We start from the raw sequence: 24,028 nt of genomic DNA, 5'->3' as shown, positions 1-24,028 counted from the left end.
CTGTTTGTTACTGCTTCATCCAATCAACCTGTTGATTCTTCTTTGCTCACTTGAAATACTACAGTTTTAAAGTAAACTCTTTGTGTTAAAAATTTCATCTCGCTGATTATGCAGATCAAGCAGATAGTTGTATTCCATTTTTATTCAAAAACAATTTGCCACATCTATGATTACAATTCATTTTTAGAAAATAGAAGTAAGCATACATTGGAAAAGTTTTTCATATTTTTGATCTGCTTTTCTCCACAAATTCAATTTATAAAAGAGAAAAAATTTAATACAATAATCAACATAAAATGGATAACAATAATTTAGAGCAAATCACTTTTGGCGGCGGGTGTTTCTGGTGTGTGGAAAGCTGCTTTAATATGCTGAAAGGAGTAAAATCTGCTATTTCCGGATATTCCGGAGGACATAAAGACAAGCCGACTTATCAGGAAGTCTGCACCGGAGAAACGGGACATGCGGAAGTTGTGCAGATCACTTATGATCCGACGATTATTTCTTATGAGCAATTGATGGATGTCTTCTTTTTCCTTCACGATCCCACCCAACTAAACAGACAAGGGAATGATATCGGAACGCAGTACCGTTCTGTAATCTATTATAAAGACGATGCTGAAAAAGCAAAAGCCGAAGAAGCCATTAAAGTCTCTATAGAATCCGGAAGATGGGCAGGAACGTATGTAACAGAGTTAACGAAATTCGATAAATTCTGGCCTGCTGAACAATATCATCAAGGGTATTACAACGAAAATCCAACTCAGCCATACTGCAGTGCTGTAGTCGGACCAAAAATTCAGAAATTCAAAAAGCATTTCGGTGAACTGGGAATGCTGAATGCAGAATAGAAACCAAACAAAATTTTAAAGAAAATGATCCAATTTATTTTAATGCTACTAGGACTAGCATTCGGAAGTCATCATGCAAATACAACAACGTATGGCAATAATCAAACAACAGTATTAATACAAAAAGAATCTACTCCTAATACAGGAATAAGCCCTGGAGATGGTGGACCTGGAAGTGGAGGTGGAACAACTGGAGACACAGGACAAACTCCTCCTCCTTTTACAAATCCTTAAATAAAAAGGACAGATATTTACGATCTGTCCTTTTTAGTGTTTTGAAAATAAATCATTCCACATATTGTGTGTCAAGTTTCTTCTTGTCGGCATTACTTCCTGCATACTTTTTTATCATATGTTCTGTGGCATCTTTTAAGCTTTTTCCATTATTCGGGTTTATACCATCCATTGTAAAAAACTCCACTTTATTATCAGATTTTGTACACCAGGAATTTCCTAATCCGTTTTCTATAGTTAAAGTATCTGGTCTGGTAATCTTCTTAAAGTATTTCAATTTTACAGTATCAACTGGTATTAATTGATGCTTAGGGTTTTTATCATTACAAGACGTTATTTTATATTCATTTCCATCCCAGTACATACATTTTGATTTATTAAATATTTCAGAATTACCTCCATATGCCAATCCTGCAACTAATGTCAACACTAAAGCCCCTATACCCATTCCGTTTTTTGCCATTTGGGGAATATTAAAAACAGGACTATTTGTCACTGTTATAATTACTTGATTAATCTTATCAGATATCATATCACCAAAGCCTAGTTTAAATGTTGTTGACCCATCTCCTCCTTCTACACTTACATTATTACAGAAATCATTAAAGTTATTATATCCAATGTATTTACTTAAATAATCTAAAGCAAGATCATCAATATTATAGTCTGTATTGTCTTCTACTAAATTTTTATAATATCTTACATAAGCTCTCTCTTCTCTTTCAAAACCGTATCGATCTTCAAAAAGTGAACTTAGATATGACCCAATTGAGCTTTTGTTTCCGCGAGGAATTTCATTTTTTGCTGTTTCAAACGCTGTTTTCACTAAAAATCTTTTCTTCTCATACATAATTTTCAGGTATTAAATATTCGCTGTCCAAATTAGACAAAAACAGGACAAATAAATTACGGTTTACCGTAAAAACCAAACATTTACAACCCTTCAACTGTCCATCGTCTGTCCATAGATTCTAGCATATCTATACGATATTTGTAAAAGAAATCAAGATCAAAAATAAAATCTAAAATCAAAGACCTGATTTCAAAAATTGCCAGATAGAACGGAAGAAAACTCCGGGTTGGGAAGCAGATGTTTCTCTTCCGTTTTTGATGGTTCACTTCCCAAAAAATTTAAGAAGCGCTTCGAAATTTTAATCGTGTACAGCTCGGGATACATATTCCGAGAGGAAGAAAAACAATTTCAACTTCAAAATTTTTAAACAATGTTACAATTAATATTGATGCTATTGGGAATGGCATTCGGACACAATAATACAAATACAACAACATGTGATGACAATCAAACACCAATAACAGTGCAAAGTGACACCGATCCGGGCACAGGAATAAATCCTGGAGATACAGGAGGAGAAACAGGGCCAACGCTACCTCCAAAAAAATAATAAAAATAAAGACCATTCTTTTTAGAATGGTTTTTTTTAATTTAGTAAAATGATAAAATATTTATTCCTTTTTCTTGTTTTCTTTATTTCTTGTGAGGAAAAAACACAAAATATCTCAGATATTCCTAATGGAGATAAACTTTATGACGAAGGTATTGCTCTTCTTCAAAAAAATGATCTTGAAGCATATAAAAAGTTCCAACTTGCAATTAGTTATTATAGTAAACAAAAAGATTACTCCAATATTTCAAAGAGCTTAATTTGCCAAGCTATTGCACAGCAAGGAAGAGGAGATATTTTTGGGGCAGAAGCAACTTTAGTTGAGGCTTTAAAAATAATGAAAGATAATGATGAAAGTCTTTTTTCCATATATGATACGATGGCAAATTTAAAATTAGACCAAAAAGAATATACTAAAGCTATTGAATGGTACAATAAGGCTCTATCTCAAAAAATAGAATCAGAAGAATCAAGAATAAGTATCTTGAACAACAAGTCTGTAGCTACATTTAAGTTAGGTAAATATTCTGAAGCATTAAATATTCTACAAAAAATTGATTTAACTAAAGTACTAGACATCAAACTAAACAATAGAATAAAAGAAAATATTGAATTTGTCAGATGGCTAAAGAATAAGAACTATCCAGCACAAGGAAAGCTCGAGGAACTAGCAAAATTAAAGTTGAAAAATTTTGATTTTTGGGGACTTAATTCAAGTTTTGCACACTTATCAGATATTAATAAAGCTTCAGACACTCAAAAATCTTTATATTTTGCAAAGAAGATGCTTGAAATTGCTAGAAAAAATAAAAGTCCTGAAGATAGATTAGAAGCTATTGAACGAATCATTTTGGTTGACAATCCTACGAACTCCAAAGATTACTTCAATCAATATAAAATTCTTGCCGATAGTATTCAATCCAGTAGAAATGATTATAGAGCAAGGTTTGCTTACATTAAATATGACACCGAGAAAAAAGATGCCGAAAATCAAAGTTTAAAACTCAAAGACGCCGAAAACAAAATTGATATATTATATAGAAACATCGGTATTACAGCTTTAGTATTAGCGTTATTCGGCGGAAGTTTTTACTACGTCAAAAGAAAAAATCGCCTTCAACAAGAAAAAGAAATAGAAGTAAAAAACACACAGCTTAAGATGTCAAAAAAAGTTCATGATGTCGTTGCCAATGGACTTTATCATATGATGATTGATGTTCAGAATAATCCTGAAATGGATAAAACAAGAATTCTTAATGATATTGAAAAAATGTATGAAGAATCCAGAGATATTTCTCATGAAAATATTGCAGAGAAAGATTTCGCACTACGTTTTATCAATATGATTACTTCTTATTCTTCCGATACACAAAAAGTTTTACCGGTAGGATATAAAGAAAATATCTGGGAAAATATTTCGTATAATACACAACTTGAAATTTACTATATCTTGAGAGAGATTCTTGTGAATATGCGAAAACACAGCCACGCAAAATTAGCTTCAGTAAAATTTGAAAAAGACAGTAATAAGCTTAAAATCAGATATACAGATAACGGCATAGGAATTAATGATTTAGATCAGCAAAGAGGAACCGGGATCCATAATACGGAAAACCGTATTGAGAATATAGGAGGACATATTACTTTTGAAAAAAATCCTTCAGGAGGATTAATCATTCTAATAACTATTCCAATATAATCAAAATATGTTTAAAAAAGTCCTTATAGCCGAAGATCACGAAGTCAGAAATTTGGGAGTTATAAATGCTCTTTCAGAATTGCAGATTCAGAATTATGATTTTGTAAGTTATTGCGATGATGCATTGCAAAAAATAAAAACAACACCCAAAAATACACCTTACGACCTATTAATCACTGATTTATCATTTGACAAAGATCATATAGTTCAAAAAATAAATTCAGGGCAGGAACTCATAACAGAAGTTAAAAAGATCTATCCTAATTTAAAAGTCATTGCTTTTTCTATTGAAAAAAGGCCAAAAGAGATTGATGATCTTTTTAAAGTTCAAGAGATTAATGGCTTTGTGAGTAAAGGAAGAAATGACGGCAAAGAGCTTAGGAATACCATAAAAAAAGTTTTTTCAGGTGAAACGGTAATTCCACAAGAGATTTTAAACTCTATCAGAAATACATCTTTCCAGTTCACAGACTATGATGAAACCCTTATTGAACTCCTTGCAAAAGGCTGGAAACAAAGTGAAATCGAGAAACATTTCAAAGAAAAGAAAATAACACCTGACAGCAGAAGCGCAATAGAGAAAAGGCTTAATGATCTTCGTTTTGAGCTTGGCGCCAAGAACAACATTGAATTGATTGTTATGTGTAAAGATATTGGTATTATATAATTTATTTTCCTACAAAGAATAAAACCTTTCAGTATTACTGGAAGGTTTTTTTATTAAATACTTCTCATTTATGGTTTTCCGTAATGTATCAAAATCTAATGCTCATATTTTTGGAGTGTTAAATAAAAAACAATTATGGGAAAATTTATTATCACTCAAAGAATTAATAATGAGTATCAATTCAATCTGAAAGCCGGAAATGGCGAAATTATTTTAACCAGTGAAGGATATGTTCAGAAAGCCTCTTGCCAAAAAGGAATTGAATCTGTAAGGATCAACTCTCAGGATGATTCCAAGTATGACAGAAGAGTGGCTGTAAACGGAAAGGAATATTTTGTATTAAAAGCAAGAAACGGTGAAATCATTGGAAAAAGCCAATTATACAGCTCAAAACCCGGAATGGAAAGCGGGATTGCTTCTGTAAAATCGAATGCTCCGACTGCTGAAGTTATTGATGAAACTTTAAAAAACTAACCGCATGGATCTTAAAATCAAACTAGAACAGCTTCATCAAAAAGTAGCCGGATTAAAGGAACAGATCGGAACAGAAGAAGCCACAAAAAATGCTTTTGTAATGCCTTTTATACAGATCCTGGGATATGACATTTTCAATCCTACAGAAGTTGTTCCGGAACACGTTTGTGACATCGGAACGAAAAAAGGAGAAAAAGTAGATTATGTCATTAAAAACAATGATGAGCCGATTTTTATTATAGAATGCAAACACTGGAAAGAAAATGCGGATGCTCACAATTCTCAGCTTCACCGCTATTATCACGTTTCCAAAACACGATTCGGAATTCTTACCAATGGGATCATCTATAATTTTTATACTGATCTTGAAAAAACCAATATTATGGACGAGAAACCTTTTCTTACCATCAATCTTGAAGACCTGAAAGACAGCTCAATAAAAATTCTGGAAAGCTTTACCAAAACAGGCTATAATCTGGAAAACATTTTAGATTCTGCAGAAGCCTTAAAATACATTAAAGCTATTCGAAAAGAATTTGAAAAAGAAATAGAAAATCCTTCTGATCAGCTTATCAAGCTTTTAGTAAGCCGTTTTTTTGACAAACCGATCAATGCCAACAGACTGGTTTATTTTAAAGAATATACTAAAAAAGCATTGACCACATCCATCAACGAATCCATTAGTTTTAGATTAAAATCTGCTTTGAGCATCAATGAGCAAATCGAAAAACATGATGATAAAAACATAAAACCTGTTGATGAAAATAATGAATCTCCAAAATTCATTACGACTGAAGAAGAATCCGAAGGTTTTCAAATTGTAAAAGCAATTTTGAGAGAAAAAATCTCCTCAGAAAGAATTGCACCACGAGATACTCAATCTTATTTTGGGGTTTTATTGGATGACAACAACAGAAAACCTCTCTGCAGATTACATTTTAATACCACCAATAAATATTTGGAGCTATTTCACAACGGAAAAGATTCCGGCGAAAAAATGCAATTAGGCACTCTCGATGAGATTTATAATTACCGGAATGAGCTTCATAAAACATTGGAAATTTATAATTAACCCAAACTAATAACCATGAAAACTTTCCTATTTATTCTGAAAATTCTCCGATGGAGTTTGGGAATTCTGTTTCTTTTTGTTTCATTTGGTTTATTAATAGAACAGCGTTTTGAGTTGGTAGCTGTCGTGTTGGTACTTATCTTATTTTTAATTCCGTTAACTGGTGATTTTATTATAGATAAAATAATGAAAATTAGTCTCGATGGAACTCATCAAATACTACGGAAAATCAATTATTCCGATCTTCAGACCATCTTACCCACCTATCAACAAAATGTATTGAACCACAAAAAAGCATTAACTGACAAACAAAAAATAAAGCTTGGAAAAAAAGTGTACTATAATACTTTATGCAATGTCATTTCAGATTTTAATCTAACTCAGGATAAAATACTTAAACTGAATGAAATCAAAGTATATTTCAATCTCTCTGATCAGCAGGTATTCCTTGAGAAAAATAAAATCTCGGAAAAGATCGTAAAAAATTTAGTTCAGAAATGTTATGTAGATCAAGTATTAACCGACTCAGAGAATCAACAGATAATAAATATTGCTACTTTCCTTCAGTTTCCATTAGATAAAACCGATGTGATCAAAAACAAAATCGCTTTTTCATTATTCAATACAATACTTGAAGAAAAAATATCCGATAAACGTCTTTCTCCAATGGAGGAAACAGAGCTGAAGCAGGCAACAAGGAATCTTAAAATCGACCATCAGAATATAAAAACATTTATCTCTGATCGGAAAATTAAAACCTTACAACACGCTAAGTTTTTATGGAATCTGGATCATGGTATTTTCCCACTCATTTATAACCCTCCTATCACGTTAAACAGAGATGAGCAATGCTATCTGAATATGAATGCTAAGCTTATTGAGAACAAGCTGGTTCACACAGGCTATTCTCGTACAAGTTCCAGCGTTTCTTTCAAGGTTATGAAAGGAGTGAATGCAAGAGTTGGCGGCGGAAGATATCGCCCCGTAAAAGAAAACGTAACACAGATGCATCCCGGAACTTTATTTCTAACAAATGCAAGAATCGTTTTCAATGCAGGAGGAAAAAGCTTTCAAATTCCTTTCTCCAAATTGATTTCTCATGATTTAACGGGAGGTAATTTTGAATTAGTCGTTCAGAACAAAAGCTATTCATTACGTTTAAACCGTAATGAAACCGAAATATTGTCTCTCGGATTATCCAGCTCTATCAGACAATATAGAAATGCCAATGATCACATAAAAATACAGGCAATGAGAGAAATATCTATGAATGAAGTTTTTGTATGATGATCGCAAATACGAATCAATAACTATATACTATTTAAAACATGAAAAAATTAATCCTCTTCATTATAACTTCTTTCAGTTTGTTTCTTTTAAATTCTTGTTTTAAGGCCAACGATAATGTAGGACACGACGGAAGATGTACAGGCTCTGAGTATTGTACCGCTTGTTCAAATTGTTCCCGATGTGGCCATTGCAGCGGAGGCGGAACCTGTGGCGTTTGTCGTGGAAGTTCTTCATCCGGCAATTCCACCAATAAGGCTAAAACTAAAAAAAACACAACTTCAGACTTTCATAAATCATCGAAAAACAAATCCAATAAACCTTCTAAAGTAGTTATTGATAAGATCAATATCAACCTCAATTCCAACAACAGATATATTGCCGGGATTGCAACTACTTCTATTTATGAAAAGCCTTCGAGGACATCTAAAATAATAGCGAAGGTTTCCAAAGACACCAAACTGATTCAACTTTCTAAAGAAGGAGACTGGTACAAAGTACAGGTTAAATCAAGTGCAAAAAAAGGATATGTTTATTATAAAGATGTAAAATAAATTAAAAAATGAAACCATTTCTCACCTTCTGTGCGCTATGTTGTTTCATCGGTATTTTCAGACTTCCCATAGAATATTATACTTTTCTCAGAATTCTGATATCTATTGGAGCTTTATTGGTATTATACAACACCATAAGCTTCCGACAACATTATTTCAGTATAATTTTTCTTGTCATTCTTATTCTTTTCAATCCGGTTTTTCCGATTTATCTCTATCGAAAAAGTGTTTGGATTCCGCTTGATATTATAACAGGAATTTTATTTCTGCTGATCAATTTCATAGAAAGGTCAGAGCAGAAAAAGGAAGAAGAAATTACCGAAGAAACTTCAGAGCATTTACCCTCTATACATCAAAGAACTGTTTCCAGAGACAGAATTATTAATCCTAAAAAACCAAAAGAAGAAAACCACAATGGAAAGTAACCTAATAACCGAAAATCTCAAGGCTCATTTCTTAAGGTTATATCAAATGGCTGTCTGTGACGATGATTTCAGCACCTTAGAATTGAAAATGCTTTATAAATGCGCGGAGGAAAGAGGGATCTCATCTAAAAACCTGGATGAAATTCTTATGAAACCTATTAATTTCAAAACATTAGTTCCGGAAACAATTGATGAAAAAATAGATTATCTGTATGATCTTACCGTGATGATTTGGGCAGACGGAATTGTTTCTCCCAACGAATATTCCGCTTTACAGAAATATGTCCGGATGTTCGGGTTTTTAGAAGAAAACGAAACTGCCATTGCTGATTATTTGATTGAAGCTGTGAAAACCGGAAAGAATAAAAGAGAAATTTTATACGAATTAAAAAACTAACCTACCATGGATACCACAAGCATAAAAAACTTATTTAAATTAAAAACGATTCCTATAGAGCCCAAACAGGAGCAGCTTCCCAAAACAGAGATAGATTCAGCCGACGAATCTCTTGAAGAAAATCGAAAGAGAAGTTATCACGAATTAGGATACAGAGACAGTTCGCGAACTAGCGGAAACCATTCTACCCTATTCATTTGCCTCGACAGTGTTTATTCGAAATTTCAGAATGAAGAAAAAGAAATGGTTGAAAAACAAAAAAAGCTTAAGGAATCTTATGTCAATGAGCAAAAAAACAGGGAAGCAGAAATCAAAGCTTTGACCGTCTCACAGGAAACTAAGGAAGAGCTTCTTAAAAAGAAGAACTCAGAAATTGAAAGCCATCAGCACACTATTGATACTTTGACAGGAGAGATTCTAGACCTTCCGAGAAATCCAGAGAAATACAATGTGAAAGCAACACGGGGAGCATCTGCAAAATTCGTGATTGGTTTAATTCTTTTAATTCCTATCACTTTATATTTAGGAACATTTTATATTTCGACTTCTTATTCGGCATTTTTTAAAAGTTTTGACGCCAAAAGTACTGTCATCCAAAGTGTTTTAGACGCCAATGCCTGGATAAAAGCATGGAATGACGGTTTCATTGAAGCTGCTTTTGTTACCCTGATTCCTTTTGTATTTCTTGGATTAGGCTTTCTGATTCATATGTTTGGAGAAAATAAAACAAAAGCCAATTACGTAAAACTTGGTTTATTGTTCATCATTACTTTTATCTTCGACTGTATTTTAGCGTATGAAATTGAATCGAAATTATATGACTTAAACCGTACTTTTGATTCCCCTCCATTTAACCTGACAATAGCTTTTACCAAAATTCAGTTTTGGGGAATTATTTTCGCAGGATTCATTGTTTATATCATTTGGGGGCTTGTTTTTGACTTTGTCATGAAAGAGCATCGGGAAAAAGACAAGATCAGAAGTGAACAGGAAATCAGACAGAAAAAGGTAATCTCTCTTTCAGAAAAAATCAATGCTTTGAAAAAAGAAATTGAAGAAATCACTGCCAATATCGGCAATTCAAAGGAACTGATTATCAAAACATACGGTAGAATTGAAGAACTCCAGAACATTATTGACGGAGTCATAATTCCCACCAAAGATTATAAATCTTATGCTTCAGAATATGTTCAGGGCTGGATAACTTTTATCGGAGAAAAAATAGCCGTTTCAAGAACAGAGAAACAAACCATGATTGATAGCTGTATTGAAGTCTACAACACAAATCTTGAAACTGTAGGTGCCAATTCTGACAATCAAAATTTAGTTTATTTATCCTCTTTATAATCACAATTATGAAAAATTTATTCTATTTATTAATGATTATTTCTTTGGTTTCTTGTTGCAAAGAAAAAATAGGAACTAAAAATGACAGAAAGGAAGACTCAGTCATAGTTGACCCCAACAACATCAATATCAGCATATTAATTGATTTATCCGACAGAATCGATCCATCAACCAATCCCAATCCTACAATGCAATATTTCCAACGGGATACAGAATACATCAAAGCTATTGAAAAAGGATTTCTCAATCATATTAAATCAAAAAAGATTATTACTTATGATGATCAGATGCAGGTTTTCTTCAATCCGGAACCTTCAGATCCGAAAATGAATGAATTCACAAAAGAATTAAAAGTTTCTTTCAATAGAGATACTCCAAGAAATTATTTTGATACTGTTGATAAAAAATACTCTGAATTACCATTAAATATTTATCAATCAGCCATTCATGATGGTAACTATGTTGGTTCAGATATCTGGGAGTTTTTTAAAAATAAAGTAAAAGATTATTGTATAAAAAACGATCGTAGAAATATTCTCTTCATTTTGACAGACGGATATATGTACCATCAAAACACACAATTTGCAGAAGAAAATAAAACATCTTATCTAACAAGTAAATTGATCAAAGCCAATAATCTCACCACTTCAGATTTTAAGAATGTTATCGAAAAAAATAAATATGGCTTTGTAAAAGCAAATGACAACCTGAGCAATCTTGAAGTTATCGTTCTTGGTATTAATCCCGAAAAAGGAAACCCTTTTGAAGAAGCCGTAATCAAAGAATACTGGGAAAACTGGTTCAAAGAAATGAAAATCAAAAACTATCAGATCAAATCTGCCGATCTTCCTTCCAACCTTGAACCGATTATTTTAAAAGCTATTGCAGGCAAATAAAAACACTCCATATATATTTAACTATCAAAAGAAAAGCGAGGAATTTGATTTCCCCGCTTTTTTATTTTCTCAGCATTTCCGTATGCGGAATATCGTCTTCCAAATACTTTTTTCCTGTATCTACAAATCCGAATTCGGAATAGAATTTCAATAGATAATCCTGTGCCGAAATCCTTACCTCAGAAGTATGAAAACGGTTTTCAATAGTTTCTAATGCGTATTTTATCAACTGCCTCCCTAAGTTTTTCCCTCTTGCTTTTTCAGTTGTCAACACTCTTCCGATCGAAGTTTCATCATACTTTATTCCTTTGTCGAAGATTCTGCAATTCGCTAAAACCTCTCCATCTTCTTCTGCCCAAATATGAACTGCTTTTTGATCGTAATCATCCAGATCAGGATAAGGACAATTCTGTTCAATGACAAAAACATTTATTCTTGCTTTTAAAACCGCATACAGCTCAGGAACGGTAAACTCATCAAAAGTTTTAATTTTCCAGATAATATTACTCATCGAAACTTACATTATTATTCGCCAAAAATTCATTAGTTTTCTGAATGAAACTTAAGATTTCATCACCTCCGGTTTTCTTTTCCGCAGAAGTCACATACAACTCAGGAAGATCCTCCCAGGTTTTATGAAGTTCCGCTTTATAATCCTCTACATTTTTAATGGCAATATTAGGCTTTAGCTTATCCACTTTTGTGAATACAATTGAGAATGGCACTCCACTTTCTCCACACCATTGGATAAATTCCAAATCAATGACTTGAGGTTTATGTCTGGAATCTACCAACACAAAAAGATTCACTAAATTTTTTCTGTTCAGGATATAATTCGTAATCAGCTTTTCAAAATCTTTTCTGATTGACTTTGAAACTTTTGCATATCCATACCCCGGCAAATCGGTTAAATACCAGTTTTCATTAACTAAAAAATGATTGATAAGCTGTGTTTTTCCTGGTGTTCCGGAAGTTTTTGCCAAATCTTTGTGATTCATCATTGCATTAATGAGCGATGACTTTCCAACATTAGACCTTCCGATAAATGCATACTCGGGAATGGTAGGTTCAGGACAATCTTGCCATTTTCCACTACTTTTTACAAACGTTGCTGTTTTAATAACCATTTTATAGAATATTTTAGAAAAACAAACCATTAAGAAAAAGCTCTTAATGGTCATTTTTTATTTTAATTTTAAACTTTATCTTTTATCCAGCTGTAAAGAATTTCATTGAATTCATCTGGTTTTTCCATCATCGCCGCATGACCGCATTTATCAATCCAGAAAAGGTCTGAATTTGGGATGAACTTGTGCATATCCTCTGCAACTTCAGGAGGCGTTACATTGTCCTGTTTTCCCCAGATCAGACACGTTGGTGTCAGAATCTTAGGTAAATCATTCAACATATTATGTTTGATGGCGCTTCTTGCCAGCATTACAGTTTTGATGCCCTTCATCCTGTCATTTACTACCCCGAAAACCTCATCTACCAAGTCTTCTGTAGCCACTGTAGGATCATAAAAAACCTCCTCTGTTTTTTTTCTGATATAAGAACGGTCGTTTTTTCTTGGAAAGCTGTCACCGAAAGTTCTTTCATATAAGCCGGAGCTTCCCGTAAGAACAAGATTTTTAACCAAATCTGGTCTTGCTAATGTTAAAATTAACCCAACATGACCTCCCATCGAGTTTCCGACAATGGTTACCGGACCTTCAATGTGGCTTTCAATAAATTTTATAATATATTTTGCTAAAGTCGTAAGATTGGTATTGAGTACCGGCAAATCGTAGATCGGTAACTGAGGAACATATACTTTGAAACCTCTGTTTGAAAAAAAATCTACCATCTTATCGAAATTACTCAAACCACCCATCAAACCGTGTAACAACACCAATGGATGTCCTTCCCCCGCTTCTACAAAGGTATATTTCTTTTCTTTTTTTGTACTAAATATCATATAATGCCTGTAATAAAGCCTTGCAAAAATACAAATTAAACCTCAAAAAAATTTTGATTACTCTAATTTAAAATAAAAATAACATAATAATCCTTTTTTTAGCTATTTTTTTGAAAATCTCTTTATTATGGCATAAATAGTAGCAATCACAATCTTCTTCATATCAAACAATTACATACTAAAATCTAAATCTTTAATAAAACTTATTAACATTAAGGGAAAAAGTGGGAAAAAGTGGGAAGTTTTGGAAATTATTATATAAATTTGCTCCAAATGAAAAGTTTCATTGGGACATATGAGTGTAAAATTGACGACAAAGGCCGCTTAAAAGTTCCTTCATCTTTGATTAAACAGATGGAAAACTTCGACGATAAGGCGTTTGTAGTCAAAAGATCTGTGTTCCAACCTTGTCTGGAAGTTTACCCTATGAATGCATGGGATAAATTGATGGACAAAATTAATAAACTTAACAGATTCATTAAAAAGAATGCTGATTTCATTAGAATGTTTACGGCAGGAGTAAAAACAGTTGAGCTGGACAACGCAGGAAGATTACAGATTTCCAAAGATCTGACTCATTTTGCAAATCTTCAGAAAGATATTGTGATTACAAGCGCTGGAGAATTGTTTGAAATTTGGGATAAAGAAGCCTACGAAAAGGTGATTTCTACCAATGAAGCCGATTTTGCCAGTCTTGCCGAAGATGTAATGGGCTCTTTAGATGAAGAATAATCACGCTGATTAATAAAAGCGATAAAAACACAACTTAAGTATGTATCATAACCCCGTTTTGTTGAAGCAGAGTGTAGATGATTTGGTAACGAATCCAGACGGAATATATGTAGACTGTACTTTTGGAGGAGGCGGTCATTCCAGAGAAATATTGAGCAGACTTTCAGAAAAAGGAAGATTGTTCAGTTTTGATCAGGATTTAGATGCTCTTAAAAATACAATAGACGATCCTAGATTTACATTAATCAATCAGAATTTCAGATTTCTGGAAAACTCTTTATTAATGTATGGGATTTCTCAGATAGATGGTGTTTTGGCTGACCTGGGAGTTTCTTCTCACCAGTTCGATGAAGCAGAAAGAGGTTTCTCAACAAGAAGCAACGCTCCATTGGATATGAGAATGAATGTTATGCAGGGACTTGATGCCAAAAGAGTCATCAATGACTATGAAGAAGAACAGCTTGCCGATATTTTTTATTATTATGGTGAACTGAGAGAAGCCAGAAAATTGGCCAGAGATATCGTTCATCACAGAAAAACGAAAAGCATTGAAACTACCGAAGATCTGAAAAAGCTATTCAGTTATCTTCCACCTCACAAAGTGAACAAGTTTTACGCTCAGTTATTTCAGGCAATAAGAATTGAAGTAAACCAAGAGCTTGAAGTTTTAAAAGAAATGCTTGTTCAGTCATATAATGTTTTGAAACCAGAAGGAAGACTGGTTGTCATTTCTTACCACTCTCTGGAAGACAGGCTGGTAAAAAGATTTTTGAAAAACGGAATGTTTGAAGGAGAACCTGAAAGAGACATTTACGGAAACTATAAAAAAGCATTTGAACTGGTAAAAAGTAAAGCGATCATTCCGGACGACCAGGAGATCGAAGAAAACTCAAGAGCCAGAAGTGCTAAAATGAGAACAGGAATAAAAGTATAAATGATCAACCATAAGTGATAAATGATTTCAAGCATCAATTATCATTTATTAATAATCAATTATAAAAAAGTGGCAAAAAGAACAACAAATCGCCCTCAGAAAAAATTAACTTTTATAGACATTATAAAAGGGAATTTCCTGAATCGTGATGAGATCAAAATACACTATAAGTATTTTCTCCTGTTGTTTATCCTGATGATGGCTATGATTTACAGTAACCATCTCGTCAACAAAAAGATAAAGATTGTTAATACCCTAAAAGAAGAAACTGAAGAGTATAAATCACGAAACGCTTACGCCCAAAGTAAGCTGATAAAAGTAAAAATGGAATCGGAGTTGGGGAAAGAGGTTGCACGGGATTCTTTGATGACCCTGGAAAACCATCCTCATAAACTGCTAATAAAACTGGACAGCACAGATGCAAAAGCCAAATGAATACGACAACAAACGTAAAAAAACGTTAAGATGGGGCTACCTCTTCACAGGGGTGGCTTTGTGCGTGTTTGTAATGTTTTTGACAAGAATAATCATCTTACAAAACACTAATGTTCAGGAAATTAAAGACGATTACATTAATAAAAACTATCGCGAAGCCACTCTGAAAGCAGCCCGCGGAAATCTATTCGCTTCCGACGGTTCAATTCTCGCTACCACAGTGATGCGGTACGATATCTATCTGGATTTCAAAACCATGAAAGATACCGTTTACACCAATAATATCGGTTCTCTAACGGATTCTTTAAGCAGAATGTTCGGAAAATCCAGAGGTGAATTCAGAAAAAAATTTGACGAACAGAGAAAAAAGAAAAACCAGTATTACACCCTTGCAAAAGGTCTTGATTTTGACCAATACGACAGAATCCGAAAATTCCCTATCTTCAAGAAAGGTAAAAACAAAGGAGGGTTCATTGTAGACAGAAATTACAAGAGAGAACTTGCAACCTCAGAAATCGGAGCCGGAACGATCGGAATGGATGAAGGAGAACACAAAGCCGGTCTTGAAGGAGCTTTTTCAAAATACCTGAAAGGAACGGACGGAAAAAGATTGGAGCAGAGAATCAACTCATCCCAATGGAAACCCATCGATTTCTGGAAAGTTCAGGAACCTGTGGACGGAGAAGATGTTTATACAACATTAGATCTTAGAATTCAGGATATTGCACACTCTGCACTTCAAAAACAGCTGATCAACTTCGAAGCAAAGCACGGAACCGTCATTGTAATGGAAGTAGAAACCGGAAAAGTTCGTGCAATGGTTAATTTAAGAAGAGATGATGACGGAGAATATGTTGATTCTTATAATTATGCCATCAAAGATAATATCGAACCTGGTTCCACTTTTAAAACGATTTCACTATTAGCAGCAATGGACGATGGTTTCATTGATGAAAATACAACAGTAGATGTCGGTAATGGAGTTTGGGTATACGCAAAACAAAGAATTTCTGACGGCCATGGTGGCGGAATTTATGATATCAGTGATGTTTTAGCAAAATCAAGTAACGTAGGTTCAGCAAAACTAATCACAAAGTACTACTCCGATAATCCACAGATTTTTCTGAATCACCTAAAACGCTGGAAACTTTTCGATAAAATGAACATCGAACTTCCGGGAATCACCAAACCTAGATTTGTAACTCCGGAAAACAAAAGATGGAATCCTGCAGCTTTAGCCTCATTGGCTTACGGATATGCTTCCAATATCAACCTTTTACAATTAGCAACTTTCTATAACGGAGTTGCTAATGGCGGCAAAATGCTAAAGCCTTTATTCATCGATAAAATCATGAAAGACGGAAAGGTGATGTACAGTGCTAAACCTGAAGTAATGGTAGATAAAATGGCTTCTGAAAAAGCCATTAAAATGATGACTCACGCTTTAACCAAAGCCGTAGAGAAAGGAACAGGAAAAAGTATTTTCACGCCTAACTTAAAAATGGCAGGAAAAACAGGAACCGCAAGATTTGAATATTGGTTGCCTGGTCCGATGAAGTACCGTGCATCATTTGCAGGCTTTTATCCCGCTGATAATCCGAAATATACATGTTATGTGATGATCAGCGAGCCAAATACGGCAAAAGGATTTTACGGAGGAACAGTTTCAGCACCAGTGTTTAAAGAAATTGCAGGAAAGACTTTCTTAAAAACACCTCAGAATATTGAAAAAGAAATGCTGGTAAACAATAAGGTAGACCTTAACAAAATGGTGGAACCTAATGTGAAAGTAGCAGTTAACAATAAACAAATGCCCAATGTAGTAGGATTGATCGGTAAAAATGTGATCCCGCAATTGGAGAATTTAGGATACCGTGTCGATTACAAAGGTGTTGGTAGAATTACTCAGCAATTCCCGTTGGAAGGCACATCAATAAGTAAAAACCAGAGAATTTATTTGTCTCTGCAGAATTAAAATATAAAGCATCAAAGAAATGCAATTAATTGAATTATTAAAAAGAATTCCAGTATTAGAAATTCACGGTGATGATATCCGTGAGGTTTCAGAATTGGTATTCGATAGCAGAAAGGTTACGGAAAACTCTTTGTATATCGCAATAAGAGGAACGGTTGTTGATGGGCATTCATTTATTGCATCTTCTGTTGAAAAGGGTGCAAAAGCAATTGTTTGCGAAGAATTTCCAGAAAGTTTAAACGAAAATGTTACCTACGTAAAAGTAAAAGATTCGTCAAAAGCTTTGGGGCAATTGGCTTCCAATTTCTACGGAAACCCTTCTGAAAAATTAAAATTAATCGGAGTTACGGGAACTAACGGAAAAACTTCTGTTTCTACTCTCCTTTTTGATGTTTTCAAAAACTTAGGATACGATTCTGCTTTACTTTCTACGGTTGAGATCAGAATTGGAGAACAGATTATTCCGGCAACTCACACAACTCCGGATGTCATCACTATCAATAAAATTCTGGCTCAGGCTGTAGAAGAAGGTTGCGAATTTGCTTTCATGGAAGTAAGCTCTCACGGAATTGCTCAAAACAGAATTGAAGGATTACATTTTAAAATAGCAGGATTTACCAATCTTACCCACGATCATTTAGATTATCATAAAACATTTGATGAATATCTAAAGACCAAGAAAAGATTCTTCGATCAGCTGGAAAGTACCGCCGTTGCAATCACTAATGTGGATGATAAAAACGGAAATGTGATGCTTCAAAACACAAAGGCAACCAAAAGAACCTATGCTTTGAAAACCATGGCAGATTTTCACGGAAAGCTTTTAGAAGTTGACTTCAACGGAATGTTACTGAATTTCAACGGAAAAGAATTCTGGACAACACTGACAGGAAAATTCAATGTTTACAATTTGCTGTTGGTTTTCGGAATTGCTATTGAGCTTGGTTTTGAGCAGGAAGAAATTCTTCAGGCAATCAGTCAGCTGAAAAGAGTTTCGGGAAGATTTGAAACTTTTAAATCAGATGGCGGAATTTTCTTCATCGTAGATTATGCCCACACTCCGGATGCTTTAGAAAACATTTTGGATAGCATTAATGATATCAGAACAAAAAACGAAAGATTAATTACAGTTTTCGGTTGCGGAGGCGACAGAGATCACTCAAAAAGACCTGAAATGGGAAATATTGCCACCAAAAAATCAACATTGGCGATCATCACTTCAGACAACCCGAGAACAGAAGATCCGACAGCAATTATAAAAGAGATTGAAGCAGGCGTTGAACCTCAGAATTTCAGCAAATACACTTCAATTCCGGATAGAAAAGAAGCCATAAAAATGGCAATAAAGTTTGCAGAACCTAAAGATATTGTTCTCGTAGCAGGAAAAGGCCACGAAACTTATCAGGAGATTAATGGTGTAAAACATCATTTTGACGACAAAGAGACAATTAATGAGCTTTGGAAATTAATGAGTAAGTAAAAATTTATAATCGATAATTGATCAATGTTAATTGATTTTATCATTCATCAATAATCACTTATCATTTATAAAAAAATAAAAGAATGTTATACTACTTATACGAATATCTAACCAACCACGGAATTCATGTTCCCGGATTAGGAATGTTGAAATACATCTCCTTCCGGGCAGGAATGGCTGTTTTACTTTCCTTGATCATTGCTCTTATATACGGAAAAAGAATCATCAACTATTTGAGATCAAAACAAATGGGTGAGTTGGTTCGTGATCTTGGATTAGACGGTCAAAAGCAAAAAGAAGGAACTCCTACGATGGGAGGTCTTATCATTATCATCGCTACCATTATTCCGGTGTTGTTATTTACCAGAATTACAAACATTTACATTGTTCTTCTGTTAATTTCAATGCTTTGGATGGGCGCTATTGGGTTTCTGGATGATTATTTAAAGAAAATAAAGAAAAACAAAGACGGGTTAAGCGGTAAATTTAAGATTGTAGGACAGGTTGGTTTAGGGTTAATTATTGGAGTTACCATGTATTTCCACCCAGACATTACCGTTAAAAGAAAATATGCAGATGCAAAAGTGGTGAACAGAAACAATGTAGAGCAAAACTTTATGCCTACCGAAAAAATTGCGGTTTCTACTGTTCCCTTTGCTAAAAATAATGAATTCGACTACAGTGGAATTTTGTTCTGGATGAATGACAAAGACGCTCATGAATGGGCATGGATCGTTTTCATTCCGATCGTGATTTTCATTGTAACAGCAGTTTCCAACGGAGCGAATATCACCGATGGAATCGACGGTCTTGCAGCAGGAACCAGTGCAGTCATCCTTTTAGTTTTAGCACTTTTTGCCTACCTATCAGGAAACATCATTTTTGCAGACTATCTCAATATCATGTTCCTTCCGAATATGGGTGAAACCACCATTTTTGCTGTGGCAATGGTAGGTGCGGTTATCGGATTCTTCTGGTATAATACCTATCCTGCGCAGGTTTTTATGGGAGATACAGGAAGTTTGATGTTAGGAGGAGTTATCGCTGTTTTAGCCATTATTTTAAGAAAAGAATTGTTGATTCCTGTATTATGCGGAATCTTCTTAATCGAAAACCTGTCTGTAATGCTTCAGGTAGTTGTTTTCAAATATAGAAAGAAAAAATTCGGGTTGGAATATGCCCAGAATAACAGATTATTTAGAATGTCACCATTGCACCATCATTATCAGAAAGGCGGTTTCCACGAAAGTAAGATCGTTAACAGAATGATCATCATAGGGGTAATTTTGGCGATTGTATGTCTAATCACATTAAAAATGAGATAAATTTTGTAAAAAGTAAAAGGTACTCAATATAAAAAACACCAAAAAGACTGTACGTTTTACATTTTACACTTTACAAAAAAATAAATATGAAAATAGTTGTTTTAGGAGGAGGAGAAAGCGGTTGCGGCGCTGCTTATTTGGCTAAAAAAAAGGGTTTGGAAGTTTTTCTTTCAGACAAAGGGGCCATTAAGGATAATTATAAGCAGTTCCTTACAGAGAATGAAATTGAGTTTGAAGAAGAAAACCACGATGAAGAAAGAATATTAAATGCAGACTGGATTGTAAAAAGCCCGGGAATTCCGAAAAAAGCAGAAATCATTCACAAGATTCATGAGAAAGGAATCAGACTTTCTTCTGAAATTGAATTTGCTTCGGAGTTCACAGATGCAAAAATCATCGCGATCACAGGAAGTAACGGAAAAACAACAACAACCTCTTTAATCTATTATATTTTAAAAAATGACGGATTGAATGTAGGCTTAGGTGGAAACATCGGATACAGCTTTGCAAAGCAGGTTGCCGATGAAAACCATGAATATTATGTGCTGGAAGTAAGCTCTTTCCAATTGGATGATATTCAGAATTTCAGACCTTATATTTCGTTATTATTGAACTTGTCAAAGGATCATTTGGATCAGTACAATTACAATTATGAAGAATATGCTCTGGCAAAATTCAGAATTACTGAAAATCAGGAGAATGATAATTTCTTCATCTACAACAAAGATGATGAAATGAGTAAAAATCTTCTTGAAAAATTAGAGATAAAAGCCAAAATGATTCCTTTTTCAACAAAAGAAAAATTGTCTGAAGGAGGATTTATTAACGGAGAAAATATTGAAGTGGATTTTCAGGATAAATTCTCAATGAAAATTGAAGAATTATCATTGCTGGGAAATCATAATGTTGCCAACAGCTTAGCAGCTTCAATTGCCGGTAAAATATTGCAGATCAATAATGAAAGTATCAGAAATTCATTAATGACTTTTCAGGCGGTTGAACACAGACTCGAACTTGTTACTGAAATTGAAGGAGTAAAATATATCAATGACAGTAAGGCAACCAACGTTAATGCAACCTATTATGCATTAGAAAGCATGAAAAATCCAACAGTCTGGATTGTTGGAGGATTAGATAAAGGAAATGACTATACCGAAATTGAGGATTTAGTCAAAAGAAAAGTAAAAGCAATTGTATGCTTAGGAATTGATAACGAAAAGATTATAAACTTCTTTAAAGATAAGAAAGAATTAATCTACGACACTTCAAGCATGGTAGAGGCTGTAAAAATCTCAAAATCTCTGGCTAAAAAAGGAGATACGGTTTTACTATCTCCATGCTGTGCTAGTTTTGATTTATTCAAAAGCTATGAAGACAGAGGGCATCAGTTTAAAGAGCAGGTATTAAAATAATTGTAAAAAGTAGCAATGTATTAACGTATTAATGATCGTTTTATCATGAATACATTGTACATCAATACATGAATACAAAAATATGAACGAACAAGATACAGACAACAAATTTGAATTTCTAAAGGGCGATAAAGTGCTTTGGATGGTCATTCTTGTGATCTCCATTTTCTCTATTTTCCCTGTATACTCTGCAAGTTCAAATCTGGAATATATCGTAAATAACGGGACTACAACAGGTCACGTTATCAAGCATATGTTCTTTGTGGTCTTAGGTCTGGGAATCATGAGAGTCGTTGGAATGGTGAAATACGAATATATCGGAAAGCTCAGCAGTATTCTACTTGGGTTAATGATTGTTCTCTTAATTGTCACCATGTTTACCGGACAGACTATTGACGGAGCAAGTGCTTCCAGATGGCTGAAAATTCCGGGAACCCCGATTTCATTCCAGCCGTCGTCGTTTGCCTTTTTAATGCTTATCATTTATCTGTGCAGATATTTAACCAAGAAAATCACCAGAGAAAGGCTTCCGATTGAGAATATCATGTATATTTTCGGTCCTATCCTATTGGTTTTTGTATTGGTTGCAAAAGATAACGGTTCTACCGCATTAATGATTTTAATGGTTTCTGTGATTGTTCTGATCATTGGTCAATTACACTGGAAATACATTGCAGGATTTATTTCCTCATCATTTATTGCGATTGTTCTCTTCTTATTAGTGGCTTTGAATACCAACCTCATCGGAGGAAACCGTGTTCATACATGGATGAGCCGTATCGAAACATTTACCTCGAGCAAAGCCAAAACAGCCGATGTAGATGATGAAAGTGTAAAAGCTAAAAACTATCAGGTAATGATGGCAAAAGCAGCCATCGTTCATGGTGGGGTTACAGGAATGGGACCGGGAAAAAGCGCTTTAAAACAAATGCTTCCGCAGTCTGCTTCCGACTTTATTTTCGCAGTTATTGTAGAAGAATACGGAGTAATTGGCGCTGCTTTTTTAATTAGTTTATATTTAATTATGATGATTCGTATCGTAATGATAGCCAGCAAGATGCCTGCATTTTTCGGGTCTCTGCTCGTTCTCAGTCTCGGTGTGATGATTTTCATACAACTCTCTGTAAATATTGCAGTTGCGGTAAATTTAATCCCTGTAACAGGGCAACCTCTTCCATTAATAAGTTACGGAGGTACTTCAATGTTGGTAACGTATTTGCAGTTGGGAATTATCTTAAATATCAGCTCCAGAATTCAGATCTACGATGAAGAAGGAATGGGCAAAAAACAAAGCATTGCAGAAATTAACGATATAGCATAAAGATGAGCAAAAAACTAAAAGTATTATTATCCGGCGGCGGAACAGGAGGTCACATCTTCCCTGCCATTGCTATTGCAGACGAAATCAAGAAAAGATTTCCTGATACAGAGTTTTTGTTTATCGGAGCCAACGGAAAAATGGAAATGGAAAAAGTTCCGCAGGCGGGCTATAAGATTGAAGGAATTGATATTGCCGGAATCGACAGAGGAAATATGCTTTCAAATTTAGGGTTGCCTTTTAAGATTTTAAAAAGCTTATCCAAATCAAAGAAGATCATTAAAAACTTCGCTCCGGATTTTGCAGTGGGAACAGGAGGTTTCGCAAGCGGTCCTGCTCTGTATGAAGCAAGCAAACTCGGAATTCCGATTTTTATTCAAGAGCAGAATGCACATGCAGGCGTGACGAATAAGATTTTAAGTAAAAAAGCAAAAGCCGTGTTTACAGCCTACCCTAAAGTAGAAGGTTTTCCGGCCGAAAAAATAAAATTTCTGGGAAATCCGATTCGTGAGAATATCGTTTCAGGAATGCAGGAAAAAACTCAGGCAAAAGAAAAAATGGGCCTAGACAAAGATAAACTGACGATTTTATCGGTTGGTGGATCTTTAGGGTCAAGAACATTAAACAACGGTTGGAAAGACAATCTAGAAAACCTGAAAGAAAAAGGCTATCAGTTGATCTGGCAAACCGGAAAACTGGATTATAAAGAAATTGTTGATAGTTGTCAGTTGACAGTTGATGGAAATAACCAACAACCATCAACCAACAACCAGATACAAATTAAGGAATTCATCAAAGACATGGAAACCGCCTATTCTGCAGCAGATGTGATTGTTTCCAGAGCAGGAGCAATTGCCATTTCAGAGTTGGCAGTAGCGCAGAAGCCGGTTTTATTGGTGCCCTTCCCTTTTGCAGCGGAAGACCATCAAACCATAAACGCCATGAATCTGGTTGAAAAAAATGCAGCCAGAATGGTAAAAGACTCTGAAATGCAGGAAAAATTCTGGAATACCCTTTCAGAAATCTGCGAAAATGAGAATGTGAGAAAAGAAATGTCTGAAAATCTGAAATATTTTGCCAAGCCCAATGCCGCAAAAGAGATTGTAGACGAAATTTTTAAAGTGATACAATAAGATAATTTGAATTAATTTTTA

General features: G+C 34.4%; 26 protein-coding genes. 22 read left to right on the top strand and 4 right to left on the bottom strand.

Going from position 1 to position 24,028, the window contains the following annotated elements:
• The first annotated feature begins 296 nt into the window (after positions 1–296).
• Together msrA and JI747_RS08705 are read left to right on the top strand one after the other, a co-directional pair.
• Positions 297–851, top strand: coding sequence for a peptide-methionine (S)-S-oxide reductase MsrA (msrA, locus tag JI747_RS08710; RefSeq protein WP_225687796.1), 555 nt, complete (start codon positions 297–299; stop codon positions 849–851).
• Between the two features lie 42 nt (positions 852–893).
• A complete protein-coding gene (locus JI747_RS08705) occupies positions 894–1,085 on the top strand; it encodes a hypothetical protein (protein ID WP_225687795.1) in 192 nt (63 codons plus the stop codon).
• Positions 1,086–1,137: 52 nt separating this feature from the next.
• Here JI747_RS08705 and JI747_RS08700 read toward each other — a convergent pair whose 3' ends face one another.
• Positions 1,138–1,911: a hypothetical protein gene (locus JI747_RS08700; RefSeq protein WP_225687794.1), complete on the bottom strand. Its 774-nt coding sequence runs from the start codon at positions 1,909–1,911 to the stop codon at positions 1,138–1,140.
• A gap of 397 nt (positions 1,912–2,308) precedes the next feature.
• On the opposite strand from JI747_RS08700, the gene JI747_RS08695 reads away from it, so the two are divergent.
• The 11 genes from JI747_RS08695 to JI747_RS08645 all read left to right on the top strand — a co-directional run bounded on the left by JI747_RS08695 (position 2,309) and on the right by JI747_RS08645 (position 11,306).
• A complete protein-coding gene (locus JI747_RS08695) occupies positions 2,309–2,488 on the top strand; it encodes a hypothetical protein (RefSeq protein ID WP_225687793.1) in 180 nt (59 codons plus the stop codon).
• A gap of 49 nt (positions 2,489–2,537) precedes the next feature.
• Complete coding sequence (locus JI747_RS08690) at positions 2,538–4,187, top strand: tetratricopeptide repeat-containing sensor histidine kinase (protein WP_225687792.1); 1,650 nt, start codon at positions 2,538–2,540, stop codon at positions 4,185–4,187.
• Between the two features lie 7 nt (positions 4,188–4,194).
• Positions 4,195–4,854, top strand: a complete 660-nt coding sequence (locus tag JI747_RS08685) for a response regulator (RefSeq protein WP_225687791.1) — start codon at positions 4,195–4,197, stop codon at positions 4,852–4,854.
• A 135-nt stretch (positions 4,855–4,989) separates the two neighbouring features.
• Complete coding sequence (locus tag JI747_RS08680; RefSeq protein ID WP_225687790.1) at positions 4,990–5,328, top strand: YegP family protein; 339 nt, start codon at positions 4,990–4,992, stop codon at positions 5,326–5,328.
• 4 nt (positions 5,329–5,332) lie between these two features.
• The gene (locus tag JI747_RS08675; RefSeq protein WP_225687789.1) at positions 5,333–6,400 is read left to right on the top strand and encodes a type I restriction endonuclease; all 1,068 of its coding nucleotides are present in this window, start codon (positions 5,333–5,335) and stop codon (positions 6,398–6,400) included.
• 15 nt (positions 6,401–6,415) lie between these two features.
• The gene (locus JI747_RS08670; protein ID WP_225687788.1) at positions 6,416–7,687 is read left to right on the top strand and encodes a hypothetical protein; all 1,272 of its coding nucleotides are present in this window, start codon (positions 6,416–6,418) and stop codon (positions 7,685–7,687) included.
• A gap of 41 nt (positions 7,688–7,728) precedes the next feature.
• Positions 7,729–8,241 carry an SH3 domain-containing protein gene (locus JI747_RS08665; protein ID WP_225687787.1) on the top strand — a complete coding sequence of 171 codons (513 nt, stop codon included), beginning with the start codon at positions 7,729–7,731 and terminating at the stop codon, positions 8,239–8,241.
• A gap of 8 nt (positions 8,242–8,249) precedes the next feature.
• Positions 8,250–8,666, top strand: a complete 417-nt coding sequence (locus JI747_RS08660) for a DUF6804 family protein (RefSeq protein WP_225687786.1) — start codon at positions 8,250–8,252, stop codon at positions 8,664–8,666.
• Positions 8,656–9,063 carry a hypothetical protein gene (locus JI747_RS08655; protein WP_225687785.1) on the top strand — a complete coding sequence of 136 codons (408 nt, stop codon included), beginning with the start codon at positions 8,656–8,658 and terminating at the stop codon, positions 9,061–9,063. The genes JI747_RS08660 and JI747_RS08655 overlap by 11 nt, the downstream gene beginning before the upstream one ends.
• A gap of 6 nt (positions 9,064–9,069) precedes the next feature.
• On the top strand, positions 9,070–10,410 hold the full coding sequence (locus tag JI747_RS08650) for a beta-carotene 15,15'-monooxygenase (protein ID WP_225687784.1): 1,341 nt from the start codon (positions 9,070–9,072) through the stop codon (positions 10,408–10,410).
• Positions 10,411–10,418: 8 nt separating this feature from the next.
• Complete coding sequence (locus JI747_RS08645) at positions 10,419–11,306, top strand: hypothetical protein (protein ID WP_225687782.1); 888 nt, start codon at positions 10,419–10,421, stop codon at positions 11,304–11,306.
• A 61-nt stretch (positions 11,307–11,367) separates the two neighbouring features.
• On the opposite strand, the gene JI747_RS08640 is transcribed toward JI747_RS08645, so the two are convergent.
• The 3 genes from JI747_RS08640 to JI747_RS08630 all read right to left on the bottom strand — a co-directional run bounded on the left by JI747_RS08640 (position 11,368) and on the right by JI747_RS08630 (position 13,263).
• Positions 11,368–11,817 carry a GNAT family N-acetyltransferase gene (locus tag JI747_RS08640; RefSeq protein ID WP_225687780.1) on the bottom strand — a complete coding sequence of 150 codons (450 nt, stop codon included), beginning with the start codon at positions 11,815–11,817 and terminating at the stop codon, positions 11,368–11,370.
• Positions 11,810–12,433 carry a ribosome biogenesis GTP-binding protein YihA/YsxC gene (yihA, locus tag JI747_RS08635; protein WP_225687778.1) on the bottom strand — a complete coding sequence of 208 codons (624 nt, stop codon included), beginning with the start codon at positions 12,431–12,433 and terminating at the stop codon, positions 11,810–11,812. Before yihA ends, JI747_RS08640 begins: the two co-directional genes overlap by 8 nt.
• A gap of 68 nt (positions 12,434–12,501) precedes the next feature.
• Complete coding sequence (locus JI747_RS08630; protein ID WP_225687777.1) at positions 12,502–13,263, bottom strand: alpha/beta fold hydrolase; 762 nt, start codon at positions 13,261–13,263, stop codon at positions 12,502–12,504.
• A gap of 273 nt (positions 13,264–13,536) precedes the next feature.
• Between JI747_RS08630 and mraZ the strand changes: the two genes are divergently transcribed.
• The 9 genes from mraZ (at position 13,537) to murG (ending at position 24,007) form a co-directional block, all read left to right on the top strand.
• A complete protein-coding gene (mraZ, locus tag JI747_RS08625; RefSeq protein ID WP_225687775.1) occupies positions 13,537–13,995 on the top strand; it encodes a division/cell wall cluster transcriptional repressor MraZ in 459 nt (152 codons plus the stop codon).
• A 40-nt stretch (positions 13,996–14,035) separates the two neighbouring features.
• Positions 14,036–14,929 carry a 16S rRNA (cytosine(1402)-N(4))-methyltransferase RsmH gene (gene rsmH, locus JI747_RS08620; RefSeq protein ID WP_225687773.1) on the top strand — a complete coding sequence of 298 codons (894 nt, stop codon included), beginning with the start codon at positions 14,036–14,038 and terminating at the stop codon, positions 14,927–14,929.
• 69 nt (positions 14,930–14,998) lie between these two features.
• Positions 14,999–15,364, top strand: a complete 366-nt coding sequence (locus JI747_RS08615) for an FtsL-like putative cell division protein (RefSeq protein WP_225687771.1) — start codon at positions 14,999–15,001, stop codon at positions 15,362–15,364.
• Positions 15,348–17,339, top strand: coding sequence for a penicillin-binding transpeptidase domain-containing protein (locus tag JI747_RS08610; protein WP_225687769.1), 1,992 nt, complete (start codon positions 15,348–15,350; stop codon positions 17,337–17,339). The genes JI747_RS08615 and JI747_RS08610 overlap by 17 nt, the downstream gene beginning before the upstream one ends.
• Before the next feature lie 19 nt (positions 17,340–17,358).
• Positions 17,359–18,819 carry a UDP-N-acetylmuramoyl-L-alanyl-D-glutamate--2,6-diaminopimelate ligase gene (locus tag JI747_RS08605; RefSeq protein WP_225687767.1) on the top strand — a complete coding sequence of 487 codons (1,461 nt, stop codon included), beginning with the start codon at positions 17,359–17,361 and terminating at the stop codon, positions 18,817–18,819.
• Positions 18,820–18,902: 83 nt separating this feature from the next.
• Positions 18,903–20,144, top strand: a complete 1,242-nt coding sequence (mraY, locus tag JI747_RS08600) for a phospho-N-acetylmuramoyl-pentapeptide-transferase (RefSeq protein ID WP_225687765.1) — start codon at positions 18,903–18,905, stop codon at positions 20,142–20,144.
• Between the two features lie 86 nt (positions 20,145–20,230).
• The gene (gene murD / locus JI747_RS08595; protein ID WP_225687763.1) at positions 20,231–21,556 is read left to right on the top strand and encodes a UDP-N-acetylmuramoyl-L-alanine--D-glutamate ligase; all 1,326 of its coding nucleotides are present in this window, start codon (positions 20,231–20,233) and stop codon (positions 21,554–21,556) included.
• Positions 21,557–21,638: 82 nt separating this feature from the next.
• A complete protein-coding gene (locus tag JI747_RS08590; RefSeq protein WP_225687761.1) occupies positions 21,639–22,877 on the top strand; it encodes an FtsW/RodA/SpoVE family cell cycle protein in 1,239 nt (412 codons plus the stop codon).
• Positions 22,878–22,879: 2 nt separating this feature from the next.
• Complete coding sequence (gene murG, locus JI747_RS08585; protein WP_225687759.1) at positions 22,880–24,007, top strand: undecaprenyldiphospho-muramoylpentapeptide beta-N-acetylglucosaminyltransferase; 1,128 nt, start codon at positions 22,880–22,882, stop codon at positions 24,005–24,007.
• Positions 24,008–24,028 lie beyond the last annotated feature (21 nt).

It is taken from the genome of Chryseobacterium tagetis, assembly GCF_016735585.2.
In the GTDB taxonomy this organism is placed as follows: domain Bacteria; phylum Bacteroidota; class Bacteroidia; order Flavobacteriales; family Weeksellaceae; genus Chryseobacterium; species Chryseobacterium tagetis.
Note: the sequence above shows the minus strand (reverse complement) of the source record. Positions and strands in the feature narration are given on the sequence as shown.

What these genes read in the sequence shown, in the direction of transcription:
- msrA (WP_225687796.1), top strand. Translation starts at nt 297, where the DNA reads ATGGATAACAATAATTTAGAGCAAATCACTTTTGGCGGCGGGTGTTTC.
- JI747_RS08705 (WP_225687795.1), top strand. Translation starts at nt 894, where the DNA reads ATGCTACTAGGACTAGCATTCGGAAGTCATCATGCAAATACAACAACG.
- JI747_RS08695 (WP_225687793.1), top strand. Translation starts at nt 2,309, where the DNA reads ATGTTACAATTAATATTGATGCTATTGGGAATGGCATTCGGACACAAT.
- JI747_RS08690 (WP_225687792.1), top strand. Translation starts at nt 2,538, where the DNA reads ATGATAAAATATTTATTCCTTTTTCTTGTTTTCTTTATTTCTTGTGAG.
- JI747_RS08685 (WP_225687791.1), top strand. Translation starts at nt 4,195, where the DNA reads ATGTTTAAAAAAGTCCTTATAGCCGAAGATCACGAAGTCAGAAATTTG.
- JI747_RS08680 (WP_225687790.1), top strand. Translation starts at nt 4,990, where the DNA reads ATGGGAAAATTTATTATCACTCAAAGAATTAATAATGAGTATCAATTC.
- JI747_RS08675 (WP_225687789.1), top strand. Translation starts at nt 5,333, where the DNA reads ATGGATCTTAAAATCAAACTAGAACAGCTTCATCAAAAAGTAGCCGGA.
- JI747_RS08670 (WP_225687788.1), top strand. Translation starts at nt 6,416, where the DNA reads ATGAAAACTTTCCTATTTATTCTGAAAATTCTCCGATGGAGTTTGGGA.
- JI747_RS08665 (WP_225687787.1), top strand. Translation starts at nt 7,729, where the DNA reads ATGAAAAAATTAATCCTCTTCATTATAACTTCTTTCAGTTTGTTTCTT.
- JI747_RS08660 (WP_225687786.1), top strand. Translation starts at nt 8,250, where the DNA reads ATGAAACCATTTCTCACCTTCTGTGCGCTATGTTGTTTCATCGGTATT.
- JI747_RS08655 (WP_225687785.1), top strand. Translation starts at nt 8,656, where the DNA reads ATGGAAAGTAACCTAATAACCGAAAATCTCAAGGCTCATTTCTTAAGG.
- JI747_RS08650 (WP_225687784.1), top strand. Translation starts at nt 9,070, where the DNA reads ATGGATACCACAAGCATAAAAAACTTATTTAAATTAAAAACGATTCCT.
- JI747_RS08645 (WP_225687782.1), top strand. Translation starts at nt 10,419, where the DNA reads ATGAAAAATTTATTCTATTTATTAATGATTATTTCTTTGGTTTCTTGT.
- JI747_RS08640 (WP_225687780.1), bottom strand. Translation starts at nt 11,817, where the DNA reads ATGAGTAATATTATCTGGAAAATTAAAACTTTTGATGAGTTTACCGTT.
- yihA (WP_225687778.1), bottom strand. Translation starts at nt 12,433, where the DNA reads ATGGTTATTAAAACAGCAACGTTTGTAAAAAGTAGTGGAAAATGGCAA.
- JI747_RS08630 (WP_225687777.1), bottom strand. Translation starts at nt 13,263, where the DNA reads ATGATATTTAGTACAAAAAAAGAAAAGAAATATACCTTTGTAGAAGCG.
- mraZ (WP_225687775.1), top strand. Translation starts at nt 13,537, where the DNA reads ATGAAAAGTTTCATTGGGACATATGAGTGTAAAATTGACGACAAAGGC.
- rsmH (WP_225687773.1), top strand. Translation starts at nt 14,036, where the DNA reads ATGTATCATAACCCCGTTTTGTTGAAGCAGAGTGTAGATGATTTGGTA.
- JI747_RS08610 (WP_225687769.1), top strand. Translation starts at nt 15,348, where the DNA reads ATGCAAAAGCCAAATGAATACGACAACAAACGTAAAAAAACGTTAAGA.
- JI747_RS08605 (WP_225687767.1), top strand. Translation starts at nt 17,359, where the DNA reads ATGCAATTAATTGAATTATTAAAAAGAATTCCAGTATTAGAAATTCAC.
- mraY (WP_225687765.1), top strand. Translation starts at nt 18,903, where the DNA reads ATGTTATACTACTTATACGAATATCTAACCAACCACGGAATTCATGTT.
- murD (WP_225687763.1), top strand. Translation starts at nt 20,231, where the DNA reads ATGAAAATAGTTGTTTTAGGAGGAGGAGAAAGCGGTTGCGGCGCTGCT.
- JI747_RS08590 (WP_225687761.1), top strand. Translation starts at nt 21,639, where the DNA reads ATGAACGAACAAGATACAGACAACAAATTTGAATTTCTAAAGGGCGAT.
- murG (WP_225687759.1), top strand. Translation starts at nt 22,880, where the DNA reads ATGAGCAAAAAACTAAAAGTATTATTATCCGGCGGCGGAACAGGAGGT.